Here is an 18075-nt window from a genome sequence, read left to right on the forward strand (position 1 = left end):
ATGTCGCGAATGCCACCCAATTTATCAATCGAAATGAGCTATGATGAGAATGACCAATCTCTGGGGGATGTGTTCAATGAGCGAGGAAGTAAAGAAAAATGAAATCAGAGACCATCACAAGAAAGCGATTACACATTTAGTGAATCGGATTGGGCAGGATGCCGATTACTTGGCTGTCATTATCGCTGGCTCTGTGGCCAAAGGTGTAGCACGAGAGGATTCAGATATTGATTGCTACTTAGTTGTAAGAGATGAAATTTTTGAAGAGAGAAAACAGCGGGATGCATTGTTTTATTATGCAGAAGAAGGCTGTGAGTACAAGGGTGGTTATTATGATGGGAAAATCATCAACTATGATTTCCTGAAGGCAGCGGCAGCAAGAGGGAGCGAGCCGACACGTGCTTCTTTTGAAGGAGCGATCGTGGCGTTTTCCCGAATTCCTGATTTAAGTGAGCTAGTCCAGCGTATACCCGTTTATCCGGAAGCTAACCGTGAGCGGAACTTCACAGACTTTTATGCGCAAGTGGAGTTGTATGGCGGATATTTTGCCAAGCGAGCGTTGGCGTTGGACAACACGTACTTATTATCGCATGCTGTCAGTCAAGTTGTGTTATTTGCGGGGAGACTCATTCTAGCTTACAACCGCATACTTTTTCCCTGCCATAAATCCATGCTGAGTGCGTTGGAAAGAGCCATTGAAAAACCAGCATCGTATTTGGAATTACAGGATGCGATGCTTACTAAGCCAAGTACGGAAACGATAAGCGCATTCATCGCGTGCATTCGTTCCTTTCATAATTGGGGAATCACACCGAATGAATCGGTCAGCCGTTTTATCGTGAACAACGAATGGAACTGGTTGGATGGGGAGCCTCCCATCAGTGATCGTTAGGGATTAACAAAACAAAGTTAACTACGTCTAGGAGGTATACAAATATGTCCACTTTTGAAAAAAACACGCCATGGAAGGCCAACTGGATCTGGGGAGGTTCCGAGGAAAGTCCGCGCAATGAATGGCGCTGGTTTAGAACCTCATTCGTCTGTCCGCAGGATTTGGGACTATTGGAGAAGGCTATCTTATGGATTACAGCGGATTCCCGCTATGAAGCTTACGTCAATGGGAAAAGAGTGGGAAGAGGTCCTGTTCGTTATTTTCCGACGGATATTTTCTATGACGCGCATGAGGTGGGACACCTACTGCGACGTGGCGAGATTAATACAATTGCCGTGCAAGTGATGCATTTTGGCGCTTCGAACTTTCAATATTTAAGGGAACGAGGCGGGCTGCTTGCGCAATTAGATGTGTTCGCAGGTGGTATTGAGAGGACGCTGGTTCAGACGGGGGCCGACTGGCGGACGTTAGTGCATGCCGGACAAGACCCAGCAGTCTCCCGTATGTCCTGCCAATTAGCCTTCGCAGAGCGCATTGATGGCAGGAAGCTTGCGGAAGACTGGACGTCAATCTCATATTCAGATGCTGAGTGGGAGCAGTCAAAGGTTATCGGACCCGTAGGTGTGGCGCCATGGGTACGGTTAGTGCCGAGGGATATTCCGTACTTGACGGAGGAGCCAGTGCTGCCTACGCGTGTGCTCTCTTTGAATAAGGTGGTCCCCTATCAACTAACTGCTTTTATCGACGCGTACCATCTGATGAAGGCTCCTGGAGAAGAGAATGCCAACCATATTCGTTTCTGTGGCGCTTTTGCGACGATCCTTCGCTTGCGAGAGGAAGCGGAAGTCCGCGTCACGCTTCACGTTGGTGGGCTAGGTGATGTCCGGCTTGGAGAGCGGCTGTATACAAAAGAGGAGCTAGAAGCGGAGCCGCCGCTAAGGCATATTCGTGCTCTATTGCCGGCAGGTGATCATCTCTTGCTGTACACGGTATACGGTCCTGAGCACGGCATTAGTAACCGAATTGGCGTTGATGCGGATCAAGAGATCGCATGGATCTCTCCGCTTGAGGCGGAGTTGCCAGCGGCTGGTGAGCCGATGTCACCGTTCGTTCGCATCGGCCCTTCCTTTACCTACTCCTGTATCGATTATATCGACCAGGATGCTTTATTCGCCTCGTGGGAAGCTGAGAAAGTCAGCTTCGCTGATCGCATCGCTCCGCTGGCGAGCATCGAAGAGCTGCGAGCCACAGGTTACCCGGTCACGGCAGTTCCTCACAGCGTGGCTAATGGGGATGATGCCTTCATGCCGCAGTTCGCTAAGCGCGAATCGGAGGCTTTCTCCGTGCCCGCTAGTCTGCAACGCATCGCTGTCGCATCAACAGACCCAGGCGCTGTACCCGTGTTCGAGGATGGAGACACCGAGTTCATGCTCGACTTCGGCAAGGAGTGGAGCGGGTTCCTCGAATTTGAACTGGAAGCCGAAGCGGGAATTACCGTCGATTGGTATGGCATCGAATATCGGAAGGACGCGTATGTTCAGCATACGTTCGGTTTGGATAATACGCTTCGTTATGTGACGCGCGAAGGCAATCAACGATACGCATCCCCAATTCGCAGAGGGTTCCGATATCTAATTGTCACCGTCCGCGATGCGAAGAAGCCGGTGCTGATCCGTGATGTTCGAGTCGTGCAAAGCAACTATCCGGCTCCCGAGATCGGTGCTTTCCGAAGCTCCGACTATAAGCTGAATCAAATTTGGGATATTTCCAAGCATACGACGAAGCTCTGTATGGAGGATACGTTTGTCGACTGTCCGTCTTATGAGCAGGCCTTCTGGGTAGGGGACAGCCGCAACGAAGCGCTCGTCAATTATTATACGTTTGGCGGGACGGAGATTGTAGAGAGATGCCTGCGTTTAGTCCCGGGATCTGAGTTTCAGACGCCATTATATGGCGACCAGGTTCCTAGCGCATGGACGAGTGTCATTCCGAACTGGACGTTCTTCTGGATTGTGGCTTGTCGGGAGTATGCGGAGCATACGGGTAATCGAGCTTTCGCAGCCGATATGCTACCGAAGATGTTACTGACGTTAGAAGCCTATCTGGAGCGCGTTAACGCTGACGGTTTATTGGACATGAAAGGCTGGAACCTGCTCGATTGGGCGCCGATGGATCAACCGAATGATGGGATTGTGACACATCAAAATGTGATGTTGGTGAAAGCGCTGGAGGAAACGGCGTCCATGGCGGAGTTCGCTGGTTTGTCAGAGCGAGGTGCGTCGTGCAGGGAGGTTGCTGCCCGAATGAAAACAGCGATCAACCGCCATCTCTGGAGTGAGGAGCGTGGTGCCTATCTTGATTGTATCCATCCGGGAGGTCGACGCTCGAACATCTTTAGCATGCAGACGCAAGTGATGGCGCTGCTCGTCGGTGTTGCAGCAGGAGAGCGAGCTGCAAGACTGAGTGAATACTTGACCGCTACGCCGGAGGGGTTCGTACCGATTGGCAGTCCGTTCATGTCCTTCTTCTATTACGAGACATTAATGAAATCTGGCAACGTGCAATGGATGCTCGATGACATGCGTGATAATTTCGGCTTTATGCTCGATAACGATGCGACAACGTGCTGGGAAATGTACGGGCATACGACGATGAATCGTGCAAACGAGAATGATTTGACTCGTAGTCATTGTCATGCCTGGTCCGCAGCTCCGGGATATTTCCTTGGGGCCTATGTGCTAGGCGTGCGCCCAGCTGCACCAGGGTGGGCAAAAGTGATCATCGAACCGATGACCGGCGATTTAAGCTGGGCGAGTGGAACGGTACCGCTGCCGCAGGGCGGATGCATCGATGTTGCTTGGAAAGCGGAGAATGGGCAGATTGCTTCGCTCGTTGTTACAGCGCCTGAACATACCGAGCTTGATATTCGCGTTCCAGCGGATTGCACGATCAGGGTCAGTCGAGTGAGAGAACTTCCGAGTTCGTAGCGTACATGAATGAGCCAGCAAACCTTTGGGTTTGCTGGCTGTTTGTGCAGCAAAACTATTAATTTTATTACAAATAAATTTTTAATAATTTCCTAATAGACTGCAGTTAAAATATAACTAAAGGTAAAGAATTTACCTAAAATCATGTGAATGGAGAAGGATACGATGGAATCAATTCTTCAAGAGAAAATTGAGTCATTACGCTTTGAGATGATTAATCAAGCTTTGCTTAATGGTAGTCTTACACATGATAAAGTCGTATCCGTCAGTCAATTGTTAGATCGTTATATTTTACTGTACCAAAAGCTCATTATTAAAAAAGCGAGGCTGAAACTGATTAGCTAAGTTTAGGATTGGCCGCATTACAACAAAATAGGAATTAGGGGGTGCGCTTAGATTGTGAGCGTGCTTTTTTGCTTTTTTGGGGTATGTGTTCAATGCGAATAGGCTGACCCGAAGTAGAAGAATCTACTAGTGGCCAGCCTATTAGCTACTCTTCGGGCTGTTCCGAAGCAGGTTGTTCTTCAACTTGTTCCTCAGCTGCAGCGACCTCTTCATTCGCTTCCGTGGCGGCTTCCTCATTGACTTCCTCAGAAGCGCTCTCGTTTTCCGCCTCGTTAGCTGGAACGGTACTCTCCCCAGCAAGCTGTTGAAGCGCCTCAAGTCTGCTGCTCAGACTCTTGATTCTTTCATTCGCTTGGTTGCTGTCGCCCGATACTTGTTTCGCATGGCGAAGCAAGTTTTTTACTCTTTCAATTTCGGCTGTATATGCCATTCTTATGTTGCCTCCCCATGTTCTTAATGCGTTGTTTTCAGCACTAAGGAAAACGATTATCCTTAGAAAAGTGTATACTTTTCCACGTATGACTACAAGAGAAATTAGTAGAAACTACCCTTAGCTCAGAGAGGATGATAGAGGTCTTTTTATGGTAAAATAGGGAATATGAATCCATCATTGTGTACATAGAGGAAGGAGTGTAGACGATTGGCAATTACCAAGAAAACATTAAGAATTTGCAACAAAGGACACAAGTACTACAAAAGCAGCGACTGCCCGACCTGTCCGACGTGTGAACAAGAGCTGAAGCCGGAATCCGGGTTTCTATCAACACTCTCGGCGCCAGCCAGACGCGCTTTGGAGCATCACGGCATCGTCACGTTATCACAGCTATCGAACTGCAGCGAAGCTGAGATTTTACAATATCACGGCATGGGACCAGGTTCACTCCCCAAGCTTCGGGCTGCTTTGCAGGAGAACGGGTTGTCATTCAAAATTTAAGTTCGTATTGCTCACGGCCCCCAACATCAGGGGGCTGTGTTTAATTTATAAAGGTTGTCGGATTCCTTATTTTTGTAACAAATTAAATAGAAGATATGAGTGATTTTAATATATAATAAAAAAGACCGTACGGTTCGGTTTTTTATTTTAATGTGGAAGGGTGAAAAGATGAACCTAAGTAAATCAGGTAAAAAGGCTTATTTTCTAATGGTGACAGTGTCAGCATTATTCATTGTGTACGTTTTGTACGCCAACTTTGTTCATGATCCAGATGCATCCAATTTTCTGAGCCATAAAACGGCACTCAAACGAGCGTTAAATACGGCAGTCTGGCTGAAGGTGATGAATGTGCATATCATTTTCGCATGTATCGCTATGATTTCGGGGGCTGTTAATTTCTCATCTTCGATCATAAAGAAACACCGCAAGTTCCACCGTCTGAATGGCTATTTTTACTTGATTTCGGTGCTCATCGTTGACATCACTTCCGGTTATATGGCCCCGTATGCGACCGGCGGGAAGGCTAGCAGCATGGGGTTCAACTTGATGAATATCGTGTGGGTGGTCATGACGATCATCGCGATTGTTAAGATCAGAAAGAAACAAGTGAATCAACATCGCAAGTGGATGACGAGAAGCTATGCTTTTGTTTTTACGAATCTGACGATTCATGCCTTAACTTTGCTGCTCCATAAAGGGGTCGGACTTGTCTACATAACCAGCTATACGATTTCGGTGTACGGATCGATCTTAGTTCTCATGCTGGCTGCAGAGCTTGTTATTCGAACGGTGTTTAGAAAGCCTAGTACGATCATCTAAAGGAGGCATTTTGATGCATATTCAAGTCGTATTATTTGATGGTTTTGATCTTTTGGACGCCATAGCCCCTTATGAAGTATTCGCTGCGGCGTCCATGTATGCGGGTGGGGCCATAACCGTGGAGCTCGTATCCGCGGAGGGGAAACGATCGGTCCCGAGTGGTATGAACGGACCTGCTATTGAAGCGCACGCTGCCCTAGATCCAAGCCGATCAGGTATCATCCTTGTTCCTGGAGGTTCAGGAAAACCAGAGGGAGATTCGGAGGATGCGGTTCCGAACATTTTGAGATTAGCGATGGAGTCGGATTTGACAGCCTTGATGAAACAAGCGCTTGAGAATGAGAATATCACGGTGGCGACGGTATGTGGAGGTTCGTTGGTGCTGGCCATGGGGGGATTGTTGGAGGAACGCTATGTGGTGACGAATCATTTGGGGATGGCTGCGCTAGGCGCCACAGGTGCCATTCCGATTGCAGCAAGAGTCGTTGAAGATGGGCATCGCTTGGTAAGCGGGGGAGGTGTGACATCCGGACTTGATGTGGCGTTGTACCTGGTTGAGCGTGAAGTAGGGCCGCAAATCGCTTCTGCCGTTGAGAAACTATTCGAATATGAACGAAGAGGTACGGTTTGGCGGTCGCAAGGCATTGTGCCAATCAACTTTGGAGCCAGCTCGGAGCAGCCTGCTGAAGAAATGCCGACATCCAGTGTCGCAGCGTCTTCTGAAAATGCTATCGCAGGCACATGGCAAACGGCGATCTCAACCCCGATTGGCAAAATGTCCGTCACGCTAACCATCGTCAAAAAGGATGGACTCATCCAAGGCACAGCTGCCCAAGGTGATGAGGTCGTCGAATTTTTAAATCCCATTTTGGATGGTGGCACTTTATCGTGGACGCAGAAGGTGAAGAAGCCGATGAGATTGAATTTGAAATTCGAGGTAGCTGTGCAGGGTGACGTCATGATCGGAACTGCCAAAGCGGGGATGCTGCCTGCTTCCAAGGTTTCAGGTAGACGCGTTAGCTGATAACGCGTGGAGAAAAACGGCTGCTAATGAGCTTTATAGGTCATGAGCAGCCGTTTAATATTTTCCATGGCATACGCGACATGGCTGTTGTCTCGAGATAATCGACTGGCCATAATGCCGCCTTCGATGGACGAGAAGATAAAGGAGGCGACAGATTCCAGCGCCATCTCCGATTGAAATTCTCCATCGCTCACCCCTTGAGCCAGCAAGGTTTGAATAAAGCCCAACATTTGCGTATAAGCGCCAAGCGCATGTTCACGCAGAACGGGGAAGGAGTGGTCGCTTTCGACCGCTGTATTTAAGAAAGGGCATCCTCCTGAGATAGGAGGGTTATGAACGGTGTCGCGGTACACATCGCACATGGCCAAAATTTTGCCCATCGCAGTGTCCTGAGATTCGATCGCGGCAGAGAAATGCTGCCATAACACTTGTCCAGCGTATTGAAAAGCTTCAATCGCGATCTCATCTTTACTGGCAAAGCTGCGGTAAATCGCACCTTTGGTTAAGCCGGTAGCGTCCATAATATCTTGCATGGTGGTACCTGTGTACCCTTTTTCGTTAAAAAGAACAGCCGATATTTCAATGATGCGAAGTTTCGTTTGTTCACCTTTACGCATGATACTGATTCCTCTCTAGCTAAACTGATCATTTTAACTCAATTATACCACATCGTGACGCGCCTGCTTACTCTCCATGCCCTAGTAGGTAAAGCGCTTAACGGAATTTTCTCACTATTCTAAAAAAACGGTTGCAATACATCAAAAATAGATGTAAGATACAAATATTACCTAGCAAGCGCTTACATATTTCGAGATTAAACCGCTTTAATAAAAACGGTGATCGAAAGTATACATATGCTGAGGGGACCATTCATAGCATATATTAAGCGCTTACAAAAGTTAGTTAAATCGGTTTAACCCCGAAGAAGCAGGGGATTAAGAGTTTTTATGATCTAACTTCAAAGAAGCAGGGGAGTTTAAGGTTTTTATTAAAACGGTTTAACAGCAACGAATCATGGTCATTTAATCGCTTTTATTAAATCGGTTTAACAATATCAGAAGACGTGTTCTACTTTCTCATAAAATCGGTTTAACCCCCAAAGGAATAAGTCATTTAAATTTTATTAAAACGGTTTAACCAAATAGATATCGGCACTTTAATTATGTTTATTAAACCGGTTTAAAGTTAACTAACCATGGAGGTGAACTCGAACAATTTCCACATAAGAACTATGGCCTATTGAAGTACCCGTATCTACTTTAAAACCATGGAGGGGATTGGCTTGCAAAAAAACAGATTGTTTTTAGCAATGATGATGATGATATTTGCAGTTGTTTTTGTGGCATGTGAGAGCGAGAGCGAAAGTCCAAAAGCAAGTTCAGCAGTGAAAGAGACTGCACCAGTTGCGTCAGCACCTGTAAAGATAGAGGGATATAAAGAAGCCCCGGCGTTAGCTAAACTTGTAACAGCTGGAACATTGAAGCCTGTGGCTGAACGGATACCAGCGAAAGACGACATTATGGTTGAAAAGGTAACGGATGAGATCGGAAAGTACGGCGGCGACTGGAAAATGCCTTGGGGCGGTCCGAATGATCGCTGGACGGTAGGTGCACCGACAGAGGAGTCTCTCTTCCGTTTTAATAAAGATGGAAGTACGATTGAGCCTAACGTTGCGAAGGGCTTTGAAGTGAATAAAGACTCCACGGAATTCACGATCTTTTTGAGAAAAGGCATGAAGTGGTCGGATGGTATGCCTTTCACAGCGGATGATGTTCTCTTCTACTGGGAGCACATGCTGACGAAAGAGACTTTCGGTAAAAAAGTTTACGATGCTTATTACTCCGTTGATCCTGTATCTGGAGAAAAAGCTTTAGCGAAAGTAACGAAGGTTGATGATTATACGTTCAAAGTTACTCATAAGTATCCAAGCGTACAATTCTTGGAGCGTGTAGCGATCGATAACAAATGGTTCTTCGCACCAGCCCATTTCCACAAAACGATTTTGCCTGAGTTTGTAGGAGACGCGAAGGCGCTTGAAATCGCGAAGCAATGGGGCTTTGCAGATGTAAAATCTTTCTTGGTAGCAACAGGTTACTACGATTGGATTAATCCTCAGATCCCTACATTAAGACCTTGGGTAGCTAAAAACGACCCGAACAGTGATCAATTTATTATGGAGCGCAATCCGTACTACTGGAAAGTCGATAGCGCAGGAAATCAATTGCCTTATATGGACCGCTTGGTAGCGACCAAAGTACAAGATCCGGCACAAAGAGTACTAGGCGCGCTAGCTGGCGACTATAATCTGCTTGATTTTGACTTCAAAGATTTCACAGTGTTGAAAGAAAATGAGAAGAAAGCAGCGTTCACCGTTATGAATTGGACGACGCCGACTTGGTCAAGTGCAGGTCTTCAATTTAACCAAACGATCGGAGATCCGAATCTGCGCAAGCTGTTCCAAGACATTAAGTTCAGAGAGGCTGTTTCCGTAGCGGTTGACCGCAAAGAGATTTCTGAAATTGTAACGAATGGCTTAGGCGTACCACAGCAAGCTTCCGTTCCAGAAGGTCTGGTAGGCTACCAAAAAGGCTGGGCAGACCAATGGAGTAAATTCGATCAAGCGCGTGCCAATCAATTGTTGGATGAACTTGGTTTAACGAAGCGTGATAAGAATAACTTCCGTATGAACGCTGACGGTTCTGATTTAACGATCACGATCATTGAGCCGAATACGAGCACAGCGTCGTTCTTAGAACTTGTTAAAAAATATTATGAGAAAGTCGGCTTGAAGGTAGATATCAAGGTTGTTGATACCGGTACGCATACCGATCTCAAATATGCCAATAAAATTCCAGTAACAACCGAGAACATTTCACTTGTTAACATCGCGTTCAGACCGGATACACTCGTTCCTCTGCGTGTACTTACACCTTGGCTTGGAAACTACGGCTTGTACACATCTTCCAATGGGAAAGACGGTGTTAAACCGGAAGGCGACATCGCGCTAGTGTTGGATTACTGGAATAAAGTGAAATCCTCCACAACGAAGGAAGATATCACGAAGTGGAGCAATGAAATCATTAAACTGAATCAGAAGAATCAATGGCTGATTGGATATGCCGGCCCAACACCTAGGCTGGTTGTTGCTTCAAATAAAATTGGAAACGTGCCTAAGAGTATAATCTATGCAGATGAATTCCGTAACCTAGGGCATGGACATCCTTCTCAATTCTTTATCAAACAATAGATCTTTCTATAACTCCATACTGGGGAAAATGATTTCCCCAGTATGCGTTTTAAAAGGATCATCGAATTCACCGGAGAGGACAGGATCGAGATGCTCCAATATATTTTAAGAAGAATTGTTTTGGTCATACCCGTTGTTTTTGTGATATCCGTCATCGTCTTCTATATCATTCAATTGCCTCCTGGCGACTATGTTTCATCGTATGCGGCGAAGATGTCCGCGGCAGGTGAGGTCATGACACAAGCTGATATGGCTGAAATGAGAGCAAGCTTGAAGTTGGATCAACACTGGTTCATTCAATATTTGGATTGGATGAAAAACATTTTTACTGATTTTAATTTCGGATACTCATTTAGCTATAACAAACCTGTTTTGAGCGTAATCAACCAATTTATGGCGCTAACGCTGATCGTCTCTCTGGCGACGATGGTGTTTACGTATGCAATCGCGATTCCGATCGGGATTTACTGTGCAGTACGACAATATTCCATTGGTGATTATATTTTCTCGGCCTTTGGTTTTCTTGGTATGGCGACGCCTCACTTTTTGATGGCAATCATTCTTATGTATTTGTCCTATGTGTATTTTGGCGATCCATTGTTAGGTTTATTTTCAAGTGAATACGCAAGTGCTGCATGGTCATGGGGCAAAGTTGTTGACTTGCTGAAGCATATGATTATTCCAATCATCGTTATTGGTTTGGCGAACACGGCAGAGCTCATTCGTGTAATGAGAGGTCAAATGTTGGATGAATTGAATAAGCCGAATGTCGTAACGGCACGTTCCAAAGGCTTATCCGAAACGAAGATACTATTGAAGTACCCGACACGTGCAGCACTTAACCCAATTGTAAGTACGCTGGGGTGGTCGCTAACGTCCATTTTTACAGGTTCGACGATTACAGCGATTGTTCTGAATTTGCCGATTCAAGGTCCAGTTATGTATAACGCATTATTAGCCCAGGATATGTATTTGGCGGGCACGTGGTTATTGTTTATGGCAGTGCTAACGGTTGTAGGTACCTTAATTTCGGATATTTTGTTAGCATGGCTCGATCCAAAAATTCGCACTGCATTCAGAGGTGTGTGACCTATGAAAACAATAGCGACAATTCGCAACCAACTCGTAACCACATTCAAGCGTCCCAAAAATAACGATGTCTATTACAGCTCGCAGTGGCGTCTTATGTACCGCAGGTTGAAAAAACATAAATTAGCTCGTGTCAGTTTAATTATTTTAGCTGCTTTCTACATCTTAGCCCTCTTGGCTCAGTTTATCGCGCCTTATGGCTTGGAGAGCTATGACAGTAAATATGTGAATGCTCCGCCAACAAAGTTAAGCTTTAAGGATGCCGATGGGAATTTTCACATTAGACCGTTCGTCAATGAGTTGAAATCAGGCCGAGATCCTGTGACATTGCGGAAAAAATTTGTGCAGGACGAGAGCGTCCGCCATCCGCTTCGTTTCTTTGTAAAAGGGGAAAGTTACAAATTTCTGGGCTTAATCCCTACGAAAACTCACCTATTTGGTGTTGATGAGCCAGGTCGTATCTTCCTTTTTGGTACAGATGGAATGGGTCGAGACTTGTTGTCGCGTGTAGCGCTCGGCAGCCAAATTTCACTAAGTATTCCTCTCATCGGGGTAGGAATTAGCTTTGTGCTTGGATTATTTATCGGCGGGATTTCCGGATATTTCGGCGGATGGATCGATTCGGTTATCCAGCGGTTCATTGAAATCATTCGTTCCTTTCCGACGCTTCCTCTATGGATGGCTTTGTCGGCTGCGATACCGGCACGGGTTCCTGTCGTCACCATGTATCTCTACATCGTCATCATCTTTGCGTTCATAGGTTGGACGGATTTAGCGAGGGTAGCGCGCGGAAAATTCATCTCCTTAAAAAATGAAGAATACGTGCTGGCAGCTAAAATCGCCGGTGTTAGCGACGCAAAAATTATTATCAAGCATCTGTTGCCAGGGTTTATCAGTTATTTGGTTGTGGCGACGACGCTTGCCATTCCGGGTATGATTCTGGGAGAGACCGCAATGAGCTTTCTAGGGCTAGGTATTCGTTCTCCTGCGACCAGCTGGGGCGTACTTCTTCAAGAAGCACAGCAAATTGAGAATATCGCTTTGTATCCATGGAAGCTAATCCCACTAGGATTTGTCATTGTTACCGTATTAACTTTTAACTTTCTAGGCGACGGATTGCGTGATGCAGCCGATCCATACAAGAAATAAACCAAAGTAAGGCGGGGAATGTCATGACATCAAAAGCTGTTGTTAATTCACAATCCGAATTACCGCTACTGTCTGTTCAAGATCTCAAGATTCGTATTCAAATGGATAATGGGGAAATGAGAGCCGTAGATGGGGTAGATTTTGAGATAAAAAAAGGAAAAACACTGGGACTTGTTGGCGAGTCTGGCTGTGGGAAAAGCTTAACGAGCAGAGCCATTATCTCCATTAATCCAAAAGAGTGCGAAACCTCCGGTAAGATAGTTTATCACTCTAACTCGGAGAAGGCATTAAACCAGTTAGATCTGCTATCGCTAGATACACGCGGAAAACAGATTCGATCCATTCGCGGCCGAAAAATTGCGATGATTTTTCAAGAGCCGATGACGGCATTCTCACCGATGTACACGATTGGCAATCAGATCATGGAATCGATTCTCATTCACCGTACCAAGGATAAGAAAGAGGCCAAAAAAATTGCCCTGGAAATGTTAAGCAAAGTGGGCATTTCGGATGAAGCGAAAAGGTTTGACCAATATCCCCATGAATTCTCAGGCGGGATGCGTCAGCGGGCGATGATCTCTATGGCCCTATCCTGTAATCCGGAGTTGCTGATCGCCGACGAGCCAACGACTGCACTTGATGTGACGATTCAGGCCCAAGTGATGGAGCTTATGAAGGGGCTTCAAAAAGAGTTTGGCATGGCTATTTTGCTGGTTACACATGATCTTGGCATTATCGCTGAGATGTGTGATGAAGTCGCTGTTATGTATTTAGGGAAAATTGTTGAGCAATCGACGGTAGGGGAAATATTCAAAAATCCGAAACACCCCTATACAAAAGGCCTGCTCAATTCCATGCCCAAATTATCTGGCAATCGCAATGCGCGGTTGGAATCGATCGATGGTACGGTTCCAATGCCGATTGATATGCCGCCAATGTGCGGTTTCTATGAACGGTGTAAGGACCGCATTGAAGGCGTATGCAATAAACAAGCCGTGCCGAAAACGCAAATCAACGATGACCATATGGTGAGATGCTTCCTTTACACGAATGAAGGGGAGGTGAATAAGGATGTCTAAACCGATTTTAAAAGTAAACAATCTCATCAAAAATTTTGAAGTCAAAGATAAAAATAAGCTGTTCAGCAAGCCTTCCTCCGTTCGTGTGTTGAATGACGTTTCGTTCGAGCTGATGGAGGGGGAGACGCTAAGTATCGTAGGTGAATCGGGCTGCGGCAAAACGACACTTGGCCGCTGCATCGTTAGGGGAATGAGCGCTTCATCTGGGGAAGTCATTTACCATACGGAAGCCGATGAGAAGCTTGATTTTCTAGGTCTTCGGGGGAAAGAATTTAAAAAATTCAGAAAAGATATTCAAATGATTTTCCAAGATCCTTATTCCTCCTTAAGTCCTAGAATGAGCGTATACGATATTATCGCTGAGCCGCTGCTCGCCAACTTTAAGCTGACGAAGTCGGAATTGGACGAAAAAGTAACCATGATCGCAGAAAAGACAGGGTTGAATGTCAGCTACCTCAAACGGTACCCGCATGCCTTTTCTGGAGGGCAAAGACAGCGGATCGCGATTGCGCGGGCCTTGATTTCTCAGCCTCGACTGATCGTGTGCGATGAAGCGGTGTCCGCCTTGGACGTTTCGATCAAAGCACAAATTATTAATTTGTTAAAAGACCTGCAGAAGCAGCTTCAAATTACGTATATTTTCATCTCTCACGATTTATCGATCGTGCAAAACATTTCCGACCGTGTGGCTGTTATGCACTTGGGGAAAATCGTAGAATTAGCACCTGTGGATGCGCTATTTGATCATCCGAAGCATCCTTACACGGAAGCGCTGCTGTCGGCCGTACCTGAGCCTGATCCCGATTATAAGAAGGAACGGATTATTCTCGAAGGCGAAGTTCCGAACCCGGCCAACCCGCCAAGCGGATGCCACTTCCATCCTAGATGTATGTATAAGACCGACAAGTGTGTTCAGCAAGAACCTGAGCTGCGGGACATCGGTAATAATCATTTTGCGGCATGTCATTATGCTGACGAATTAAACTTAAGAGGTGTTGTTCATGAATAAACGAGTAACGAATGATCATATTGCAGTAGACCCAAATGCGAAGAAACTAATTGTATTTCTAGACTGTGGAGATACCATTATTGATGAATCAACTGAAATTAGAGATGACTATGATGTTGTTATCAAAGCGGATATTATTCCAGGGGCAGACATTATGGTGAAGACGCTTGCTGAACGCGGCTATACCCTAGCTCTTGTAGCGGATGGCCGAGCGCAATCGTTTAAAAACATGCTGACAGACCATGGCTTATATGATTATTTTACAACGATGATTTATTCTGAAACGATTAAAGCGGCTAAACCACATCCTCGCATGTTTAAGGCAGCAATGGGGGCGTTGGAGCTCACGGAGCAGGATATCCCAAGGATCATTATGGTAGGCAACAACCTGAGTCGAGATGTAAAAGGTGCGAATGAAATGGGGATTACGAGCGTATTCTTGAGCTGGACGCCTCGCTATCCGAAGGTGCATGAAGACGAAAGCCAAAGACCAGACTATACCATTAGCAATCCTGTAGATTTGATTGACTTAGTCGAGAAGCTTAATGCACAATTGCAATAAATGGATATTGTTAATGAAGGGATGATTATCGAACCATGGCTAAAATTGATGATGTTGCAAGATTAGCGAAAGTCTCCAAAGGGACGGTCTCTAACGTTTTTAGCCAAAAAAGACCGACGAGCACGGAAGTCCGAGAGCGTGTAATGAGTGTTTCCAGACAATTGAATTATGTCCCTAATCATACAGCGCGCAGCTTGGTTACCAAGAAGACGATGGCGATTGGGTTAACCATCCCGCACGGAAGCTTCTTCTTCAGCGCATTTCATACACAGTTTATCAACGGGGTCATTCTGGAAGCCGCTGCTTACGGATATAGGGTCTTGCTAGATATCATTCCTGTACAAGAGGTGAAAACACCTTTCTTAACAAGCTATCCGATCGATGGGGCTGTCGTGATGAGGCCTACGGCAAATGATGAGCGTATCAACCTTATGCATATGGGACAGATCCCTTTTGTTACAGTAGGTCACGTGATGAATGAAAATATTGAGCACTCGATGAGTGTGGATAACGATAATGCCCAGATGATGCACAACATTTGCAACTATTTAGTGGATAAAGGCCATAAGGATATTATGTTTTTGAATGCGAATGAGCACATGACGGTATCCATCGATCGAAAAGCTAGCTTTATTGATGCCATGAAGAGGCATGGGCTGGACGTCGAGGAACACATGATTCATCATAAGCCGCCTGAAGTGAACTCTAGTGAATACATGGATTATGGCTATGAAGAGACGATCACTAGTATTGGAAAGATGAACAAAAAAGTAACCGCGATTATTGCGGATGATGACCGCACTGCATTTAGTGCACTCAATGCGATCAAGGACCTCAACCTCAGTGTACCAGGGGATGTATCTATATTTGTGGTCTGTGGAGATCACTCGATGATGGTGCAATCGAACCCGTCGCTAACTAGCATGGACTTGCAGCCATCCGAATTAGGGGCTCAGTCTGTCCGCTTGTTAATGCACCAATTAGGCGTGCTGCAAGGCGATTGCCCTGAAAATATAATAGTTGAAGGCAAAATTATCGAAAGAAACTCCGTTTCAACGATTGATCATGAGGAAGAGCACAAATAGGGGAGAGAGCTGAATGACGAAGAAACAATGGAACGTAGGCATTATTGGTCTTGGCGGTATTGGCGATTATCATATGAACAATCTTGCGAAAATTCCCAATACAAGCGTAGTTGCCATTTGTGATGTGAATACGAAAGCTGTTGAACAAGCCGGGGATCGTCTGAATCTGCCTGCAGAGAAAAGATACAGTGATTTTCAAGCCATCATCGCTGATCCTGACATCGATTTTCTCATTTCAGGTGTCTCCAATAAATTCCATTATGACATCTTAAAATGTGCGATTGAGTTCGGTAAGCCGATTTTCTCGGAGAAGCCATTTACGCGTACGATGGAAGAAGCGGATGAATTGCTACGATTATATGAAGCAAATCCGATTCCTTGTATGATTGGCTTCTCGTATCGTTATAGACCTTGCTTTCAATACGTCAAACAGCTCGTTACGGATGGTACATTAGGTCCAATTCGGCATATCGCTGCGCATTACTTACAAGAAGAAAACGCGCCAATGTTCAATAAAGAGTACACGTGGCGATTTAATAAAGAGATGGCTGGATCCGGTATACTAGCGGATATCGGTTCACATATGGTCGATGCGGCACGGTTTTTTGTAGGTGAATTTAAACAGGTGTCTGGTATGATGACCACATTCACGGATCGCCGATTGGATAAGCGGACCGGGGAATATGCCCAAGTCGATGTGGACGATTATACTGGTTTTCAGTGCGTGCTTGAAGGCGGAGTGATGGGGTCGTTTTATACGCATAAAAATGCGATCGGTACGGGCAATCAATTTAATGTGACGTTATTTGGCGATTTGGGCACGGTCCGCATGTCAGTGGAACGGCCGAATGAAGTTCATTTGACGCTTAGATCAGGCGAAAATCTACAACTGACCGAGAGCGTTATCCACTTGGATGACAAAAAACTGAAGCCTATGCTGCAGGATTTCGTGGATTACTTGGAGCAAGAGAAAACGCCGCTCCTTCCAACATTAATGGACGGGTACCGTAACCAACAAGTGCTGCAAGCGATCATTGATTCAGCGCAAGACGGCGTGACGAGAAGCTTATAAATCCATTCGAATAGATGAAGGAGTGCTCTTATGATCAGAGTGACGATTTGGAATGAATTTCTTCAAGAACAACGAAAAGAAGAAGTAGCTCGCATCTATCCAAAAGGGATGCACGGTGCCATTGCCGACGGAATTAGCCAAGATGGCTTTGAGATTAGCTGTGCAACCTTCAATGAGCCTGAGCATGGGTTAACGCAAGAGAAACTGGATCAGACGGATGTTCTTATTTATTGGGGACACGTTGAGCATAAAGGTTTTCAGGATAACGTCGTTGATCGTATTTGTAAACGTGTGCATGAGGGTATGGGACTCGTTGTCCTTCACTCCGGTCATCATTCCAAGCTGTTCCGCAAATTGATGGGAACTTCTTGCGATCTGCTATGGAGAGAAGCGGACGAAAAAGAGCGTCTATGGGTCCTTAATCCATCCCATCCGATTGCAGAGGGAATTGGCCCTTATATCGATTTGGAAGAGGAAGAAATGTACGGCGAGCATTTCGATATTCCGACACCGGAGGAATTGATCTTCGTCAGTTGGTTCCAGGGTGGGGAGGTGTTCCGCAGTGGATGTACGTATCGTCGCGGTCAAGGGAAAATTTTCTATTTCCGCCCAGGACATGAAACGTATCCTACCTATCATAACAAAGATGTCCAACGCGTCATTGCCAATGCAGTGAAGTGGACAGCCCCGGTGAAAAGAGAAAAAACGTTCTACGGGCACCATCAACCTTTAGAAGAAATTAAGAAGTAAACGTCAGAACAAGCTTCTTTCTCAGTGAAAGA

The 18075-nt window shown here is 45.8% G+C and carries 17 protein-coding genes; 15 read left to right on the top strand and 2 right to left on the bottom strand.

Annotated elements, in window-relative coordinates:
- The first annotated feature begins 76 nt into the window (after positions 1–76).
- From AC58UX_RS26955 to AC58UX_RS26965, 3 genes are all read left to right on the top strand, one after another.
- Positions 77–892, top strand: a complete 816-nt coding sequence (locus tag AC58UX_RS26955; protein WP_497258488.1) for a nucleotidyltransferase domain-containing protein — start codon at positions 77–79, stop codon at positions 890–892.
- Positions 893–936: 44 nt separating this feature from the next.
- Positions 937–3879: a family 78 glycoside hydrolase catalytic domain gene (locus AC58UX_RS26960; protein WP_497258490.1), complete on the top strand. Its 2943-nt coding sequence runs from the start codon at positions 937–939 to the stop codon at positions 3877–3879.
- Between the two features lie 165 nt (positions 3880–4044).
- Complete coding sequence (locus tag AC58UX_RS26965) at positions 4045–4224, top strand: Spo0E family sporulation regulatory protein-aspartic acid phosphatase (RefSeq protein WP_497258492.1); 180 nt, start codon at positions 4045–4047, stop codon at positions 4222–4224.
- Positions 4225–4369: 145 nt separating this feature from the next.
- Here AC58UX_RS26965 and AC58UX_RS26970 read toward each other — a convergent pair whose 3' ends face one another.
- Positions 4370–4654 carry a hypothetical protein gene (locus AC58UX_RS26970; RefSeq protein WP_497258494.1) on the bottom strand — a complete coding sequence of 95 codons (285 nt, stop codon included), beginning with the start codon at positions 4652–4654 and terminating at the stop codon, positions 4370–4372.
- A gap of 210 nt (positions 4655–4864) precedes the next feature.
- Between AC58UX_RS26970 and AC58UX_RS26975 the strand changes: the two genes are divergently transcribed.
- The 3 genes from AC58UX_RS26975 to AC58UX_RS26985 all read left to right on the top strand — a co-directional run bounded on the left by AC58UX_RS26975 (position 4865) and on the right by AC58UX_RS26985 (position 7001).
- Positions 4865–5158, top strand: a complete 294-nt coding sequence (locus AC58UX_RS26975; RefSeq protein ID WP_497258496.1) for an RNA polymerase alpha subunit C-terminal domain-containing protein — start codon at positions 4865–4867, stop codon at positions 5156–5158.
- A gap of 168 nt (positions 5159–5326) precedes the next feature.
- A complete protein-coding gene (locus AC58UX_RS26980; protein ID WP_497258498.1) occupies positions 5327–5977 on the top strand; it encodes a DUF2306 domain-containing protein in 651 nt (216 codons plus the stop codon).
- Positions 5978–5987: 10 nt separating this feature from the next.
- Positions 5988–7001 (top strand): DJ-1/PfpI family protein, encoded by a 1014-nt coding sequence (locus tag AC58UX_RS26985; protein ID WP_497258500.1) that lies wholly within the window; start codon positions 5988–5990, stop codon positions 6999–7001.
- 23 nt (positions 7002–7024) lie between these two features.
- Here AC58UX_RS26985 and AC58UX_RS26990 read toward each other — a convergent pair whose 3' ends face one another.
- Positions 7025–7618: a TetR/AcrR family transcriptional regulator gene (locus AC58UX_RS26990; RefSeq protein ID WP_497258502.1), complete on the bottom strand. Its 594-nt coding sequence runs from the start codon at positions 7616–7618 to the stop codon at positions 7025–7027.
- Positions 7619–8310: 692 nt separating this feature from the next.
- On the opposite strand from AC58UX_RS26990, the gene AC58UX_RS26995 reads away from it, so the two are divergent.
- Genes AC58UX_RS26995 through AC58UX_RS27035 form a run of 9 tightly spaced genes read left to right on the top strand, consistent with a single transcriptional unit; the run spans position 8311 to position 18043 of the window.
- Positions 8311–10248: an ABC transporter substrate-binding protein gene (locus tag AC58UX_RS26995; RefSeq protein ID WP_497258504.1), complete on the top strand. Its 1938-nt coding sequence runs from the start codon at positions 8311–8313 to the stop codon at positions 10246–10248.
- A gap of 42 nt (positions 10249–10290) precedes the next feature.
- Entirely contained in the window at positions 10291–11337 is a 1047-nt protein-coding gene (locus tag AC58UX_RS27000) for an ABC transporter permease (RefSeq protein ID WP_497258506.1), read from the top strand.
- Between the two features lie 3 nt (positions 11338–11340).
- Positions 11341–12486 (top strand): ABC transporter permease, encoded by a 1146-nt coding sequence (locus tag AC58UX_RS27005; protein ID WP_497258508.1) that lies wholly within the window; start codon positions 11341–11343, stop codon positions 12484–12486.
- A 23-nt stretch (positions 12487–12509) separates the two neighbouring features.
- Positions 12510–13565 carry an ABC transporter ATP-binding protein gene (locus AC58UX_RS27010; protein WP_497258510.1) on the top strand — a complete coding sequence of 352 codons (1056 nt, stop codon included), beginning with the start codon at positions 12510–12512 and terminating at the stop codon, positions 13563–13565.
- Complete coding sequence (locus AC58UX_RS27015) at positions 13558–14574, top strand: ABC transporter ATP-binding protein (protein ID WP_497258512.1); 1017 nt, start codon at positions 13558–13560, stop codon at positions 14572–14574. Before AC58UX_RS27010 ends, AC58UX_RS27015 begins: the two co-directional genes overlap by 8 nt.
- Positions 14567–15136 (top strand): HAD family hydrolase, encoded by a 570-nt coding sequence (locus AC58UX_RS27020; RefSeq protein WP_497258514.1) that lies wholly within the window; start codon positions 14567–14569, stop codon positions 15134–15136. Before AC58UX_RS27015 ends, AC58UX_RS27020 begins: the two co-directional genes overlap by 8 nt.
- 35 nt (positions 15137–15171) lie before the next feature.
- Complete coding sequence (locus tag AC58UX_RS27025) at positions 15172–16221, top strand: LacI family DNA-binding transcriptional regulator (RefSeq protein WP_497258516.1); 1050 nt, start codon at positions 15172–15174, stop codon at positions 16219–16221.
- 13 nt (positions 16222–16234) lie between these two features.
- On the top strand, positions 16235–17293 hold the full coding sequence (locus tag AC58UX_RS27030; protein ID WP_497258518.1) for a Gfo/Idh/MocA family protein: 1059 nt from the start codon (positions 16235–16237) through the stop codon (positions 17291–17293).
- Between the two features lie 30 nt (positions 17294–17323).
- Positions 17324–18043 carry a ThuA domain-containing protein gene (locus AC58UX_RS27035; protein ID WP_497258520.1) on the top strand — a complete coding sequence of 240 codons (720 nt, stop codon included), beginning with the start codon at positions 17324–17326 and terminating at the stop codon, positions 18041–18043.
- The last annotated feature ends 32 nt before the right edge of the window (positions 18044–18075 follow it).

This window comes from Paenibacillus sp. J22P90 (genome assembly GCF_059692195.1).

Excerpts from the sequence above, each read along its gene's own strand:
- AC58UX_RS26955 (WP_497258488.1), top strand. The coding sequence starts at position 77 with ATGAGCGAGGAAGTAAAGAAAAATGAAATCAGAGACCATCACAAGAAA.
- AC58UX_RS26960 (WP_497258490.1), top strand. The coding sequence starts at position 937 with ATGTCCACTTTTGAAAAAAACACGCCATGGAAGGCCAACTGGATCTGG.
- AC58UX_RS26965 (WP_497258492.1), top strand. The coding sequence starts at position 4,045 with ATGGAATCAATTCTTCAAGAGAAAATTGAGTCATTACGCTTTGAGATG.
- AC58UX_RS26970 (WP_497258494.1), bottom strand. The coding sequence starts at position 4,654 with ATGGCATATACAGCCGAAATTGAAAGAGTAAAAAACTTGCTTCGCCAT.
- AC58UX_RS26980 (WP_497258498.1), top strand. The coding sequence starts at position 5,327 with ATGAACCTAAGTAAATCAGGTAAAAAGGCTTATTTTCTAATGGTGACA.
- AC58UX_RS26990 (WP_497258502.1), bottom strand. The coding sequence starts at position 7,618 with ATGCGTAAAGGTGAACAAACGAAACTTCGCATCATTGAAATATCGGCT.
- AC58UX_RS26995 (WP_497258504.1), top strand. The coding sequence starts at position 8,311 with ATGATGATGATGATATTTGCAGTTGTTTTTGTGGCATGTGAGAGCGAG.
- AC58UX_RS27000 (WP_497258506.1), top strand. The coding sequence starts at position 10,291 with ATGCGTTTTAAAAGGATCATCGAATTCACCGGAGAGGACAGGATCGAG.
- AC58UX_RS27005 (WP_497258508.1), top strand. The coding sequence starts at position 11,341 with ATGAAAACAATAGCGACAATTCGCAACCAACTCGTAACCACATTCAAG.
- AC58UX_RS27010 (WP_497258510.1), top strand. The coding sequence starts at position 12,510 with ATGACATCAAAAGCTGTTGTTAATTCACAATCCGAATTACCGCTACTG.
- AC58UX_RS27015 (WP_497258512.1), top strand. The coding sequence starts at position 13,558 with ATGTCTAAACCGATTTTAAAAGTAAACAATCTCATCAAAAATTTTGAA.
- AC58UX_RS27020 (WP_497258514.1), top strand. The coding sequence starts at position 14,567 with ATGAATAAACGAGTAACGAATGATCATATTGCAGTAGACCCAAATGCG.
- AC58UX_RS27025 (WP_497258516.1), top strand. The coding sequence starts at position 15,172 with ATGGCTAAAATTGATGATGTTGCAAGATTAGCGAAAGTCTCCAAAGGG.
- AC58UX_RS27030 (WP_497258518.1), top strand. The coding sequence starts at position 16,235 with ATGACGAAGAAACAATGGAACGTAGGCATTATTGGTCTTGGCGGTATT.
- AC58UX_RS27035 (WP_497258520.1), top strand. The coding sequence starts at position 17,324 with ATGATCAGAGTGACGATTTGGAATGAATTTCTTCAAGAACAACGAAAA.